Annotated in this window: 12 protein-coding genes and 1 riboswitch; all 12 genes read right to left on the bottom strand. The window is 38.4% G+C overall.

Annotation, left to right across the window (positions count from 1 at the left end):
• Positions 1–98 precede the first annotated feature (98 nt).
• Entirely contained in the window at positions 99–1,256 is a 1,158-nt protein-coding gene (locus BM260_RS12915; protein WP_093537760.1) for a dicarboxylate/amino acid:cation symporter, read from the bottom strand.
• Positions 1,257–1,361: 105 nt separating this feature from the next.
• Positions 1,362–2,264 (bottom strand): nuclease-related domain-containing protein, encoded by a 903-nt coding sequence (locus tag BM260_RS12910; protein WP_175496297.1) that lies wholly within the window; start codon positions 2,262–2,264, stop codon positions 1,362–1,364.
• A 629-nt stretch (positions 2,265–2,893) separates the two neighbouring features.
• A complete protein-coding gene (locus tag BM260_RS12905; RefSeq protein WP_093537758.1) occupies positions 2,894–3,700 on the bottom strand; it encodes a MetQ/NlpA family ABC transporter substrate-binding protein in 807 nt (268 codons plus the stop codon).
• 62 nt (positions 3,701–3,762) lie between these two features.
• Positions 3,763–4,431, bottom strand: coding sequence for a methionine ABC transporter permease (locus BM260_RS12900; RefSeq protein WP_093537757.1), 669 nt, complete (start codon positions 4,429–4,431; stop codon positions 3,763–3,765).
• Positions 4,424–5,449, bottom strand: a complete 1,026-nt coding sequence (locus BM260_RS12895) for a methionine ABC transporter ATP-binding protein (protein WP_093537756.1) — start codon at positions 5,447–5,449, stop codon at positions 4,424–4,426. Before BM260_RS12895 ends, BM260_RS12900 begins: the two co-directional genes overlap by 8 nt.
• Positions 5,450–5,618: 169 nt before the next feature.
• A riboswitch (SAM riboswitch) is annotated at positions 5,619–5,723 on the bottom strand.
• 34 nt (positions 5,724–5,757) lie between these two features.
• A complete protein-coding gene (locus BM260_RS12890; RefSeq protein ID WP_093537755.1) occupies positions 5,758–6,078 on the bottom strand; it encodes a thioredoxin family protein in 321 nt (106 codons plus the stop codon).
• A gap of 11 nt (positions 6,079–6,089) precedes the next feature.
• Positions 6,090–6,440 carry a toprim domain-containing protein gene (locus BM260_RS12885; RefSeq protein ID WP_093537754.1) on the bottom strand — a complete coding sequence of 117 codons (351 nt, stop codon included), beginning with the start codon at positions 6,438–6,440 and terminating at the stop codon, positions 6,090–6,092.
• A gap of 74 nt (positions 6,441–6,514) precedes the next feature.
• Positions 6,515–6,895, bottom strand: coding sequence for a glycine cleavage system protein GcvH (gene gcvH, locus BM260_RS12880; protein ID WP_093537753.1), 381 nt, complete (start codon positions 6,893–6,895; stop codon positions 6,515–6,517).
• Between the two features lie 74 nt (positions 6,896–6,969).
• A complete protein-coding gene (locus BM260_RS12875) occupies positions 6,970–7,332 on the bottom strand; it encodes an arsenate reductase family protein (RefSeq protein ID WP_093537752.1) in 363 nt (120 codons plus the stop codon).
• A gap of 682 nt (positions 7,333–8,014) precedes the next feature.
• Entirely contained in the window at positions 8,015–9,796 is a 1,782-nt protein-coding gene (locus BM260_RS12870) for an acyl-CoA dehydrogenase family protein (RefSeq protein ID WP_093537751.1), read from the bottom strand.
• Positions 9,797–9,826: 30 nt separating this feature from the next.
• Entirely contained in the window at positions 9,827–11,002 is a 1,176-nt protein-coding gene (locus BM260_RS12865) for an acetyl-CoA C-acetyltransferase (RefSeq protein WP_093537750.1), read from the bottom strand.
• Between the two features lie 29 nt (positions 11,003–11,031).
• Entirely contained in the window at positions 11,032–13,416 is a 2,385-nt protein-coding gene (locus BM260_RS12860; RefSeq protein WP_093537749.1) for a 3-hydroxyacyl-CoA dehydrogenase/enoyl-CoA hydratase family protein, read from the bottom strand.
• Positions 13,417–13,520: the final 104 nt, after the last annotated feature.

Raw genomic sequence — 13,520 nt, 5'->3', positions numbered from 1 at the left:
AAATCTTCCGAACTGATAATGAATCATCCTCTCTATTTTTGAGTTCATGATTTATATACCCAACCAATTCGGACTTAAACATTTATTTATAAAAAAACTTAATTTGTCTTAGAAAACTTATCTACGATAATCGCAAGTGCTCCGTCACCAGTTACATTTGTCGCTGTTCCAAAGCTATCCTGTGCAATATAAAGAGCAATCATTAAACCTATCATAGCCCCGTTGAAGCCTAGCATTGTTTCCAGTAAACCTAATGCTGCCATAACGGCTCCACCTGGAACTCCAGGAGCTGCGATCATTGTTACACCAAGCATGAATATAAATGGTATAAACGTAGATAACAGAATATCTTGCCCATTTATTAGCAATACGCCAATGGAACATGAGACAAGCGTAATCGTACTCCCTGATAAGTGAATAGTTGCAAAAAGAGGAATCGTAAAGTTTGTTACTTTATCGGAAGCACCCGTTTTCTGCGCCTGTTTTAACGTCACCGGAATAGTTGCCGCTGAAGACTGTGTACCTAAAGCTGTAAAGTAGGCTGGCGACATTGTTTTTAACAGCTTCAAAGGATTTTTTCCAGTTACAGTACCGGCAGCAGTATATTGTAATAGAAGCATTACAAGATGCAGTGCGATAATCATGACAAACACAACTCCGAAAACAGATAATACTTTTGCCACTTGACCACCGTACGCCATATTCATAAATATCCCAAATATATGTATCGGTAACAACGGAATAATAACAAACGAAATTACCTTTTCAATAATCTCACTAAACTCTTCAAATGCATTTTGTAACGTGTTTCCTTTTAATTTAGAAATTCCAATTCCCATAATAAAGGAGAAAACCAATGCAGTCATAATATCCATCATTGGAGGGATGGGCATTTCAAACAAGCCACCAATTAAAAACTCCTCTGGATTTTCTAACTTCACGCTCTCTTTCCCACCTATAAGCTTCGGCAATAAATTGGAAGCGATAAAGAATGCAATAAAACCTGCTACTAGAGTAGATAAATAAGCAATACCCGTAGAAATCCCTAGTAATCTACCAGAACCTTTTCCGAGTTTAGCTATCCCTGGAACGATAAAACCAATAATGATGAAAGGAACAATAAACCCTAAAAATGAACTAAAAATACTATTAAAAGTAGCCATAATCTCCACTACTATTTTAGGGACAACTAATCCCAATAAAACACCAGCTACTATCGCTACCACTATTCGTGGCAATAACCCAAACCTTTTCATGAAGTGTCCTCCTCAAATGTACAAATGTGTTATTTACAACTTTCATACACTTTAGCACACTCATTTATTAAAGTGAATAGGATGAGTAATATACGTAATATTCTATCAATAAAACCTTTGTTTATAGTACGTAGCAGAGCTTTTTCCACATTTCAATAAGCCAGAGTTTGAAAGTATTCTTTTTGCCTCATTTCTATTGTTTAGCAAAAGAAAATCTCTGCATTCTTTATTAGTAATCGTTTCTTTGCAAAGTGAAAAATAAGTAGAAATTGCTTTATAATGTGCATAGGAATTGGTCTTGCTACATTTAGGGCAATACCACGTACGTATTATTTTTTGCATCCCAATAAAACTACAACTTTCACATTTTACTCCGAGTTTTAAATCTTCAAATGGAATAGAGAAATGATTGATAAGAGGAATAGTAGAAGGGGATGGGCACTTTAGGAGAATTCCTTTTATTTGCTCCATGTCATCCTCACTTAGGGTTGAATTAATTGTGGAAAAATTTCGTAGATAAGACGGTATTTCATTCTTATAAATCACTGTAACGGCATTGGTAGATTTTCTAATAAAGCTATTTCGGGAAGCAAAAATTAATGCACCATGAATGGGGACTGAAATATTATAATGGTGGAGGTACTGCGAGAGTTGATATTTATATTCGTTTAATTGATTTGCGGGGCAAGGAAACTTAGACATTTTTCCGTCTTCCTTACGTTGAATAAGTTGCGACGGATTAATCGAAAACTCTAATTCACCAATAATGTTTTTCACTTCGAGAATCACTAAACCATATGGGGTTATAACTAAATAATCTAACTCGAATGTAGATTCTGCCCGAAGGAACACTTTATGAAAAATATAATTTTTGTAGGGTAGTCTCACTTGCTCAAGTTCCCTATAAACCATCTCTTCCCCATAGTCTCCTGCTTTAATAGCGCCTATATCTTTTGAGATTCTTGAATATAATGGATGTTGCGGAGAAAGTCTGTCTACTAGTTCCAATAATCTTAATACATAATTTGATGCGGAGTACGGTTTAATTATCAAATTTTCATCACCTCCCCAATACAATAGCATGAATTGTCAGTATATTTCAAGAGAGTTTATATTAGTGTATTGAAGTGGAGTCGGATCATTGGCAAGAGGTTCTACTATTTGGGCTCATGACTTTGTGGCTCGGGCGGATGACTCTGGTGCTCGGACAGATATGGCTACTTCTCGGGCGTTCGCCGGATGCTCGAGCGCATACTGGTCTAGCTCTGGCGCATGCCTCTGCCAGTCGGGCCGATACGGTTACTTCTCGGGCGTTCCCCGGATGCTCGGGCGGATACCGCTCTAGCTCGAGCGCATAGCTCTGACACTCGAGCCGATATGGCATCTTCTCGGGCGTTCCCCGGATGCTCGAGCGGATACCTCTCTAGCTCGGGCGCATGGCTCTGGTCCTCGGACCGATACGGCATCTTCTCGGGCGTTCCCCGGATGCTCGGGCGGATACGGCTCTAGCTCGGGCGCATGGCTTTGCGACTCGGGCCGATACGGCTAATTCTCGGGCGTTTGCCAAATCCTCGTGTGCAAATCGCAACCACAAAAAAACAGACATCCCAGGATGCCTGTTTTTTCCTACAATATTATTATTTTACCGGTACTACTGATCCGCCCCACTCGCTTAGGATGAAGTCTTGGATTTCTTTAGATTTTAATGCTTCTACTAAAGCTTTAATCTCTTTATTGTCTTCATCACCAGAGTTTACTGCGATGATATTTACGTATGGAGATTCATCTGATTCTTCAATAGCGATTGAGTCTTCTAATGGATTAAGGTCAGCGTCAATTGCATAGTTAGAGTTGATCAGTACTGCGTCGCCTTCTTCATTTTCATATAACTGAACCATTAAAGCAGATTCATAGTTAGCATCAAATTCAAGGTTTTTCTCATTTTCCACAATATCTTTTACTTCCGCTTTTGTTTTATCAATGCCGTCAGCTAATTTAATAAGGCCTTTCGCTTCTAACATTGCAAGGATACGTCCATGATCTGCAACAGAGTTGCTCATTAAAATAGTTGCACCCTCTGGAAGCTCTTCAATAGAACCGTATTTTTTAGAGTATAAACCGATTGGCTCGATGTGAATACCGCCTGCGTTGGCGAAGTCATATCCAAAATCAGCTTTTTGCGATTCAAAGTAAGGAATGTGTTGGAAAAAGTTTGCGTCCAAGTCTCCTGAATCTAAATCTTTGTTTGGTAATACATAATCTTGATAAGATTCTACAACAAGCTCAATTCCTTGTTCTTCTAGAATTGGCTTAACTTCTTCTAATATAACTGCATGAGGTACGTTGGATGCACCTACTACAAGCTGACTACTTTTTTCATCTCCACACGCTGCAAGGGTTAATGCGCTTACCGATAGTAATGCTCCAGCTAAAAATTTCTTCATTCAATATCTCTCCCTTTTTATCCTATTATTTCTATGTGATCGAGTACTCTCGTTAACACCTATTATCGTTTGTCTATCTTCGTAGTAATTACATCGCCAATCCACTGGATGATAAATACCATAATTAATATTAATACCGTGGCAACAAGCGTTACGTCTGTCCTACCTCTTTGGAAACCATCTAAAAAGGCTAATGTTCCTAGTCCCCCAGCGCCGATAATACCAGCCATCGCTGTATATCCAACTAGTGAAATCGCTGTAACCGTTATGCCTGATACTAAAGCAGGCATAGATTCTGGCATTAATACTTTCCATATAATAGTAGAAGTTTTAGCACCCATCGATTTTGCAGCTTCTAGCACACCTTTATCAATTTCTCGAAGCGCTATTAATACCATACGGGCGTAGAATGGAGCAGCCCCGATTACTAAAGCCGGGAAGGCCGCATTTGGACCACGCATTGTTCCGACCAAAAACTTCGTTAAAGGTATTAGCAGAATGATCAAAATTATAAATGGAATGGAGCGGAATATATTGACGAAAGCTCCTGTTAACCAGTTTGCTAATTTGTTCGCCCACGCTTGATGAGGGCTAGTTAAGAAAAGTAGAAGACCGAGAACTAGTCCAATAATAGCTGTTAAAATTGTTGATACTGCAGTCATATATAATGTTTCAACTGTGGCTTCCCACATTTTTGGCCAATCAACATTAGGAAACAAATTATTAATCATTGTTGATCACCTCTGTATTTACTTTTTGTTCGTGTATATATCGAATTGCATCATCTATTAGTAGTGCTTCTCCTTCTAACTGAAGGATGAGCGTACCAAATGCACCAGTTTGTGTATGCGAAATATTTCCTTGTACAATATTCACTTCCAAATCAAACTGTTTGATAAGTCTAGACAGTATTGGTTGTACTGCCTGCTCCCCAACAAATACGAGCTTAATCAGCTTGCCATTTGGGTAAAGTTCTTTTAATTGCTGTATTGTTTGCAACGCCTTATTGGAATCACTGACCTGCGAAACAAAACGCTTCGTAATCGTTTGTTGCGGATTTTGAAATACATCTAGCACATTTCCTTCTTCTACTACATGACCTTTTTCCATAACTGCAACGCGACCACATATCTTCTGAATAACCTGCATCTCATGGGTTATTAATACAATTGTCAGACCTAGTTTCGCATTGATACTAACTAATAAATCTAAAATAGAATCTGTAGTTTCTGGATCTAATGCAGAAGTTGCTTCATCACAAAGAAGTACTTCTGGACGGTTGGCTAATGCGCGTGCAATCCCAACACGTTGCTTTTGTCCACCTGATAGTTGAGAAGGATAATAATGCCCTCGCCCTTCCAGACCAACCAAATCAATAAGTTCTTTAACTCTTTGAGAACGTTGAGCTGGTGGTATACCGGCGATCTCCAATGGGAAAGCAATATTCTCTTCAACCGTTCTTGACCATAACAAATTAAAATGTTGAAAAATCATACTTACCTTTTGTCTTACTTGTCGAAGCTTCACTTCATTTATCTTTGTGATGTCTTCATTATTTACGATGATTTCACCTGAAGTTGGTTTTTCTAATCCATTTAATAAGCGAATGAGTGTACTTTTGCCAGCACCACTATAACCAATAATGCCAAAGATCTCACCCTTTTTTATGTCAAGATTCACCTCTTCCACTGCAACAATCGTACCTTGTTTCGTACTAAATTTTTTGGAAATATTTTTTAAACTAATCATGGGAACCTTGCCCCCTTTCTTTAAACTATTCTATACCTATCTATTATTAACAGGTTGTTGAAATTTACTTTGTATTAAAACCTTATTCTTCCCATTTTCAACTAAAAAAACCCTCCTGCAAAAGAGCAGAAGGGTTTAAAGTTATCCAATTTAATAACATTTATCCATTCTCTCATTTCCCAAAGCATTTGCTTTGCGTGACTTGGCACCATTTCATTTACATGACGGTTGCCGGGCTTCAAAGGGCACTTCCCTCCACCTCTCTTAATAAGAGTAAAACTATTAATTTGTCGGTATATCGAATGTTATCATACGACAACTTGGTCGTCAATACTTTTTATCGCATCCAAGATAAATGGAACTGACTGAAAGGCATATATTTTTTTATATACCGTTCCACCTTTAGCGATCAGCAGACATGGCACACTTTCAATTTGATAATCCATAGCAAAATCCCCAAGATAGTTAATATTTGCTTGACCAATTAAAAAAGGCTTTATCTCTTTTATAACTTGCATCATTTTACTAGCAACTTGGCAGGTTCCACACATAGGTGTATAAATATAAAATATGGTAAGCTGCCCACTGTTCTTATGGCTGTTCCATTGTTCTAAGGTCCATTCATTCATATTACATCATCCTAAAGTAAATATTGTCTTTTCACTTTTATATTAACACTTTTTAATATAGAAGCCAAAACTTTGAATGGTGTAGTCGCTACTTCGCAGAACATCGGATTGGTATATAGATGAATCGCTTCAGGGTATTCTTTTCTCACGACAGAGCGAATTTGCTCACCAGACTTATCTGCATCCAGAAACGCATAAATAGGAATGCCTTCATAAGGACTTAAAATTTCTTCTAGCCTGACATTCGATATTGTTCCATTGGTACAAATAATTTCTGTTGATTCATCAAGCAGTTTTAAAAGCTTTAATTTATCGGATCTACCCTCAACAAGAATTATCTTTTCACTAAAGACAATAGCCATTCAGCCTCTCTCCCAACTATGCCCTTTCCAATATTATATGAAAAAAACGCCGATATTAAGCGGCGTTTTCGAAATTATTCTGAAATTAATTCTTCGTATTTTTCTGGAGAAAGTAAACCATCCACTTCAGCTGCATCAGATGGTTCAATAACAATCATCCATGCATTTTCATAAGGGGATTCGTTAACATACTCAGGGCTATCTTCTAGTTCTGTATTTACCTCTACTACTTTACCGCTAATTGGTGCATACAGTTCAGAAACAGTTTTAACCGATTCAACACTTCCAAACGGATCTCCTGCTTTGATCTCATCTCCAACTTGTGGAAGTTCAACAAAAACGATATCTCCAAGTTCAGATTGTGCAAATTCAGTAATACCGATACGGACATTGCCGCCTTCAGTTTTTACCCATTCATGCTCTGCTGAGTATTTTAAATCTTTAGGTGCGTTCATATTATATACCCCTCTCCATTAATAATACATTCATCTACTATATTCACATATTTTAATAGTAAAAACAAGTGACTTTAAGAAGTCTTCCATACATCCTCAAACTGTTGCTCCTTGAAGCCTAGCGTTAATTTAATCCCGTCAAAAACAATTGGTCGTTTAATAAGCATTCCATCCGAAGCAAGCAAGGATAGTTGTTCGTCTTCTGACATTGTTGGAAGCTTGTCTTTTAGTCCAAGCTCGCGATATTTCATACCGGAAGTGTTAAAGAATTTTTTTAGTTCTAGTCCACTTACCTCAAACATTTTTTGAAGAGTTTCTTTCGTTGGGGGACTTTCAGCTATATGATTGTCTATGTATTCTATTCCGTTATCTTTTAACCATTTACTTGCTTTTCTGCACGTTGTACATTTTGGATAGCCATAATATTGAATAGTCATGTTGTACCACCTTTTTCTCTTAATCATACATAAAAGCGGAAAGGATAGGCAATTATTTTGAATAAATTAATATATGATTCAGCCTCCAATCAAGAAAAACCGAGCAAAATGCGCCCGGCCCTTTAAAAATAAGAATATAGAAATGCCCATAATTTCCGCTTCAAGCGGACGCTTTCCGTGGGCCCGGCTTCAGCCGCTTCCCAACGCGATGCTCAGTCCAGGATCTTCAGCTCGTGCTGTTCCCACTGGAGTCACCGCTCTGCGCTCCAAACAACTAGATCCGCTTTAAATGATCGGATAATTAATTATAAAACCACCTAAATATACAAATTTCTTTTAAAATAAGTAAGGCTGAAAGGGAATCCTATCAAAGATAATGTTCCTAACCAAGCAGAAGGTTTTATCCCTATATTAACTTTGACTACTCTTAATATCTAAGCGAGAAGCTATGCAATATTTTAAAATTGAGTACTACTAACTTAATTGATTAAAGTGAAAGGTGGCGACTTCTGCGGGATGAGCTCATCACTCATCCCGCGAAACGCGTCCACCTGAAACGCAAATCAGTATTAGTAATTATTCATTCTTTCACCCTTAAAACACAGTGTTCACGGTACAATTTTATATAGTCCTAATCTTCACAAAAGCCGATCCACAAGGAATCGGCTTTTTCATGAATTGATTAAAGAACGTATTTTTCTGCTTCGATCAGTTTAACCGATGCTTCACGTTTTTTCTCAATTACGTTGTATGGAGTGTAGCGAGTCAATTTGCGTAAAGCAGAAATCATCATACGTTGGTTATCTCCATCTACAGCTGCAATAAGAGTTTCTTTTGCCGCTTGTTCGATTTCGATAAACGCTTCTTGTGTAAAGATTTGTGTATAAAGAAGTTTTTGTGCTGCTTTTTCTTCTCCATCACGACCGATAGCTTTTTCTGTACGAAGGACTGCGGATTCCATAGCAAATAGGTTATTAGCGATATTCGCAATGTTCACTAGTACTTCTTGCTCTGCCTCTAGTTTTGTACCAAAACGTTGAGCAGCAAGCCCAGCTACTAAAATACCAATTTTCTTCGCATTAGCTACTAATACTTTTTCTTGTGCAAGTGCTTCTGTTCCAACCTCTTCAGGCATCATCATTAATAGCTCTTCTTGTAAGCCCGCAGCTTTTTGAAGAAGTGGCAATTCACCCTTCATTGCTTTTTTCAGGAATGTTCCTGGAACGATTAAGCGGTTGATTTCGTTTGTTCCTTCGAAGATGCGGTTAATACGAGAGTCACGGTATAGGCGCTCTACTTCATACTCTTGCATGAAGCCATATCCACCATGTAATTGAACAGCTTCGTCAACAATATAATCTAGAACCTCAGATCCTACTACTTTGTTAATAGAACATTCAATTGCATATTCAGCGATAGAAGCAGCGATTGCTTTTCCGTCTTTTTGCTCTTCTGGGCTTAACTGACTCATACGCTCTTCAAAGTATCCTACAGTACGATAGATTAAGCTTTCTGTTGCATATAATTTTGAAGCCATTGTAGCTAGTTTGTTCTTCGTTAAATTAAAGGAAGAGATTGGTGTTTTAAATTGTTGACGTTGGTTTGTATAAGCGATTGCTAATTCTAACGCACGTTTAGATCCACCGATTGTACCTACCCCTAATTTATAACGACCAATATTTAATATGTTGAAAGCGATAACGTGACCGCGTCCGATTTCACCTAAAAGATTATCAACAGGAACTTGAGCATCTTGTAAGATTAATGTACGAGTTGAAGATGATTTAATACCCATTTTCTTCTCTTCTGCTCCTACAGACACGCCTGGGAATGTTTTTTCTACGATAAATGCAGAGAATTTGTCTCCATCCACTTTAGCGTAAACAACGAATACATCTGCAAATCCAGCATTAGTAATCCATTGTTTTTCCCCATTTAATACATAATGTGTACCTTCAGCATTTAACTTCGCCGTAGTTTTTGCGCCTAGTGCATCAGATCCTGAACCTGGTTCTGTAAGTGCATAAGCAAATATCTTCTCACCTGATGCAGATGACGGAAGGTATTTTTGTTTTTGTTCTTCATTACCAAATAGAACGATTGGCAGTGTACCAATTCCAACATGTGCTCCGTGAGTAATAGAATATCCACCGGCTACAGACATTTTTTCTGAAATTAGTGCAGAAGAAATTTTGTCTAAGCCAATTCCACCATATTCTTCTGGAATATCAGCTGCAAGTAGACCTAGGTCACCCGCTTCTTTTAATAAACGAACAGAGTGTTCAAATTCATGATGCTCCAAGTTTTCTACCACTGGAAGTACTGAGTTTTTAACATACTCCTCTGTCGTTTTCGCAATCATCTTTTGCTCGTCGTTAAAATCCTCTGGTGTAAATATACGACTAGCGTCCAAATCTTCTACTAAAAACGCTCCGCCTTTGATTGCCTCTTTTAATTCGTTCATATATATTCCTCCTATTTGTTTAAAAGATTCTTATAGTAATTCGAAAACTCCAGCAGCTCCCATACCGCCACCGATACACATTGTAACAACGCCGAATTGCTTCCCTTGACGTCTTAACTCACTCATCATTTTCAATGTTAAGATTGTTCCCGTCGCTCCAAGTGGATGACCAAGTGCAATTGCTCCACCATTTACATTCACCTTATCCATATCTAAACCTAAATGACGAACAACTTGAATTGATTGAGAAGCAAATGCTTCGTTGATCTCCCAAAGATCGATGTCCTCAATGGATAAACCAGCAAGTTTTAATGCTTTTGGTACTGCTACAATCGGTCCAATCCCCATTACTTCAGGAGGTACTCCACCAACTGCAAAAGAACGGAATTTTGCAAGCGGTTTTAATCCTTGTGCTTCAGCAACTTCACGGTCCATGATTAGAACAGCGCCTGCTCCATCAGAAGTTTGTGAAGCATTTCCTGCCGTTACGGATCCACGAACATTGAATGCAGGACGTAATTTTGCAAGTGTTTCCAGTGAAGTTCCAACACGTACGCCTTCGTCCATTTCGAACATGAATTTTTTCTGTTGTGCTTTATTGTTTTCGTCTACAAAATGCTTGATAACTTCAACAGGTACAATATCATCATTGAACTTTCCTGCAGCAATTGCAGCTGCTGCTAGTTCATGTGATCTTACTGCAAATGCATCTTGGTCCTCACGACTAATACCATATTTCGTGGCCACTTGTTCTGCTGTGTGCCCCATTCCCATATAGTATTGCGGAGCTGTTTGTGCTAGATGTGCGTTCGGGCGAATGGTATTACCCATCATTGGAACCATACTCATAGACTCTACGCCACCAGCGATAATCGCCTCCGCGTGACCTAACATAATACGCTCTGCTCCATATGCAATGGACTGTAAACCAGATGAACAGAAACGATTCACTGTAATTGCTGGAGTTGTATCCGGCAGTCCTGCTAATGCTCCGATATTACGAGCAACGTTCATCCCTTGCTCTGCTTCTGGCATTGCACAACCTAATATAAAATCATCTATCGGGCCATCGTATCCACCCGCTCTTAGTAATGTTTCTTTAACTACTAGCGCTCCAAAATCATCTGGACGAACCGTCGCTAAAGAACCTTTTTTCGCTTTACCTACTGGTGTTCTTGCCCCAGCTACTAATACTGCTTCACGCATGAGCTCTCCTCCTTTACCTTTATACAACTCTAGTTGCGTAGTGGTTTACCCTTCACTAGCATGTGTTGCATTCTTGCTTGAGATTTTGGATCTGCAACTAAACTTAAGAAAGCTTCTCGCTCTAAGTTAAGTAAATATTGCTCATCTACAAACGTACCATATGGAACTTCTCCACCTGCAACAACATATGCAAGCTTTTTCGCAATTTTAAGATCATGCTCACTGATAAATCCTGAAAGGAACATTCCTTCAGCACCTAAAACAAGTGCCGCAAATCCTGGAGATCCTGATACAGGAACTTTTTCACGAATTGGTGCTTTATATCCTGCTTCTGCAAGAGATAGTACTGCTTGCTTCGCATCATAAATTAAGTGGTCTGGGTTAACACTAATTCCATCTGCAAAATTCAAGAAGTTGTTTTCACGAGCTTCTTCAGCTGATGTAGAAACTTTTGCCATTGCAATCGTTTCAAATACTTTGCTTGCCACCGATAGATAATCTATCTCGACACCGTTTGGAAGTCCTTTTAAGTGCTTAATATAAAGCTCTTTGTTACCTCCACCACCAGGGATAAGGCCAACTCCAGCTTCTACTAAGCCCATATAAGTCTCAGAAGATGCTTGGATATGAGCAGCCGGTAAGCATGTTTCTGCTCCCCCACCTAAAGTCATTCCAAATGGAGCAACTACAACTGGTTTAGCCGAGTATTTAATCTTCATCATTGCATTTTGGAATTGACGAACAACAAAATCCAATTCGAAGATATTATCATCCTGTGCTTCCATTAAAATCATTCCAAGATTTGCTCCAACACTGAAGTTTTTCCCTTGGTTACCTATAACAAGACCTTTGAAGTTCTTCTCAACTTCCTCCACCGCAAAGCTAATCATTTGAAGGATATCTAGACCAATCGAGTTCGATTTAGAATGGAACTCAAGTAAAGCAACTCCATCTCCTAAATCTATTAAACTAGCACCCGAATTAGATTTAATCACGCCATGTTTTTTCTTATATCTTTTTAGGTCAATTACTTTATCACTTACGGCAACTAATGAATAATCAGTTCCGTTAAAATAGTATTGATCTCCATCTTCTTCTTTATAGAAGGATTCGAATCCTTTATCAAGTAAAGACTGAGCGAATACTGGAATTTCAAGTCCTTCAGCAGACATTTTTTCAACGGATTCCTTTACTCCGATGGCATCCCATATTTCAAATGGACCTTGCTGCCAACCGAAGCCCCACTTCATGCCTTGGTCAATTGCAACGATATTATCCGCAATTTCTCCGTGTAATTTACCCGAATAAATTAGTGTAGGACTTAAAATGCTCCAAAGTAATTCTCCAGTTCTATCTTTTGCATAAGTTAATGTTCTCACTTTTGCAGCAAGACCTTTTTGTTGCTTAGCCATTTCCATTGAAGGCGTTTTCAATTTCTTCATTGTTTCATATTCAAGCGTTTCAGGATTTAGTTCTTTAATTTCTTTTCCTTCTTTTAAGAAGAACCCTTGCCCCGTTTTAGCACCAAGCCATTTGTTATCCAACATTTTTTGCATAAATGCAGGTACTTCAAATACTTTTTGTTCCTCACCAGTTGTTTGGTCAAATACGTTTTTCGCAACATGTGCAAATGTATCTAAACCAACTACGTCTAATGTACGGAATGTCGCAGACTTAGGACGACCAATTAGTGGTCCTGTCACCGAATCTACCTCTCCAACTGAATATCCTCTAGCTTGCATTTCACGAAGTGTTACAAGCAAGCCATAAGTACCAATGCGGTTGGCAATGAAGTTCGGTGTATCCTTTGCTAGTACTACGCCTTTTCCTAATACATCTTCACCAAACTGCTTCATGAAATCTACAACTTCAGGAGCTGTTGTATTAGCTGGAATAACTTCTAAAAGTTTCAAATAACGAGGAGGATTAAAGAAATGTGTTCCTAAGAAATGCTTTCCAAAATCTTCCGAACAACCCTCCACCATAGCATTAATACTAATGCCTGATGTATTTGAACTAATGATTGTGCCTGGCTTACGAATTGCATCTATTCTTTCATATAAACTCTTTTTAATTTCTAGGTTTTCAACTACTACTTCAATAATCCAGTCGACGTCTTTTAGTTTTTCAAGATCGTCCTCTAAGTTGCCTGCCGTTATTAACTGTAAGTTTTTCTTAGCACTTAGTGGTGCAGGTTTTTGCTTCAACAACTTTTGAATAGCTGTCCCGGCGAATTTATTTCTTACTGTTGGATGCTCTATAGTTAGTCCCTTTGCTTCCTCATCTTTGCTTACCTCTTTTGGTACGATATCTAATAGTAATGTAGGAATACCGATATTCGCTAAGTGAGCAGCAATTCCTGACCCCATAACTCCTGAACCTAATACAGCGGCCTTTTTAATTTGATATGTCATATGCAAAGCCTCCCCTTCATCTTGAATGAACGCTCATTCATTTTATTCACAAAAAAAATAGAAGCAATCTCTATGTCTATTAGTTTAGACCAAAATTTAAATTT

The organism is Psychrobacillus psychrotolerans, from assembly GCF_900115805.1.
In the GTDB taxonomy this organism is placed as follows: domain Bacteria; phylum Bacillota; class Bacilli; order Bacillales_A; family Planococcaceae; genus Psychrobacillus; species Psychrobacillus psychrotolerans.
The sequence above is the reverse complement of the archived record's forward strand: the minus strand, read 5'-3'. Positions and strand labels throughout refer to the sequence as shown.

Coding starts and splice junctions, on each gene's coding strand:
- BM260_RS12915 (WP_093537760.1), bottom strand. CDS start 1,256: ATGAAAAGGTTTGGGTTATTGCCACGAATAGTGGTAGCGATAGTAGCT.
- BM260_RS12905 (WP_093537758.1), bottom strand. CDS start 3,700: ATGAAGAAATTTTTAGCTGGAGCATTACTATCGGTAAGCGCATTAACC.
- BM260_RS12900 (WP_093537757.1), bottom strand. CDS start 4,431: ATGATTAATAATTTGTTTCCTAATGTTGATTGGCCAAAAATGTGGGAA.
- BM260_RS12895 (WP_093537756.1), bottom strand. CDS start 5,449: ATGATTAGTTTAAAAAATATTTCCAAAAAATTTAGTACGAAACAAGGT.
- BM260_RS12890 (WP_093537755.1), bottom strand. CDS start 6,078: ATGAATGAATGGACCTTAGAACAATGGAACAGCCATAAGAACAGTGGG.
- BM260_RS12885 (WP_093537754.1), bottom strand. CDS start 6,440: ATGGCTATTGTCTTTAGTGAAAAGATAATTCTTGTTGAGGGTAGATCC.
- gcvH (WP_093537753.1), bottom strand. CDS start 6,895: ATGAACGCACCTAAAGATTTAAAATACTCAGCAGAGCATGAATGGGTA.
- BM260_RS12875 (WP_093537752.1), bottom strand. CDS start 7,332: ATGACTATTCAATATTATGGCTATCCAAAATGTACAACGTGCAGAAAA.
- BM260_RS12870 (WP_093537751.1), bottom strand. CDS start 9,796: ATGAACGAATTAAAAGAGGCAATCAAAGGCGGAGCGTTTTTAGTAGAA.
- BM260_RS12865 (WP_093537750.1), bottom strand. CDS start 11,002: ATGCGTGAAGCAGTATTAGTAGCTGGGGCAAGAACACCAGTAGGTAAA.
- BM260_RS12860 (WP_093537749.1), bottom strand. CDS start 13,416: ATGACATATCAAATTAAAAAGGCCGCTGTATTAGGTTCAGGAGTTATG.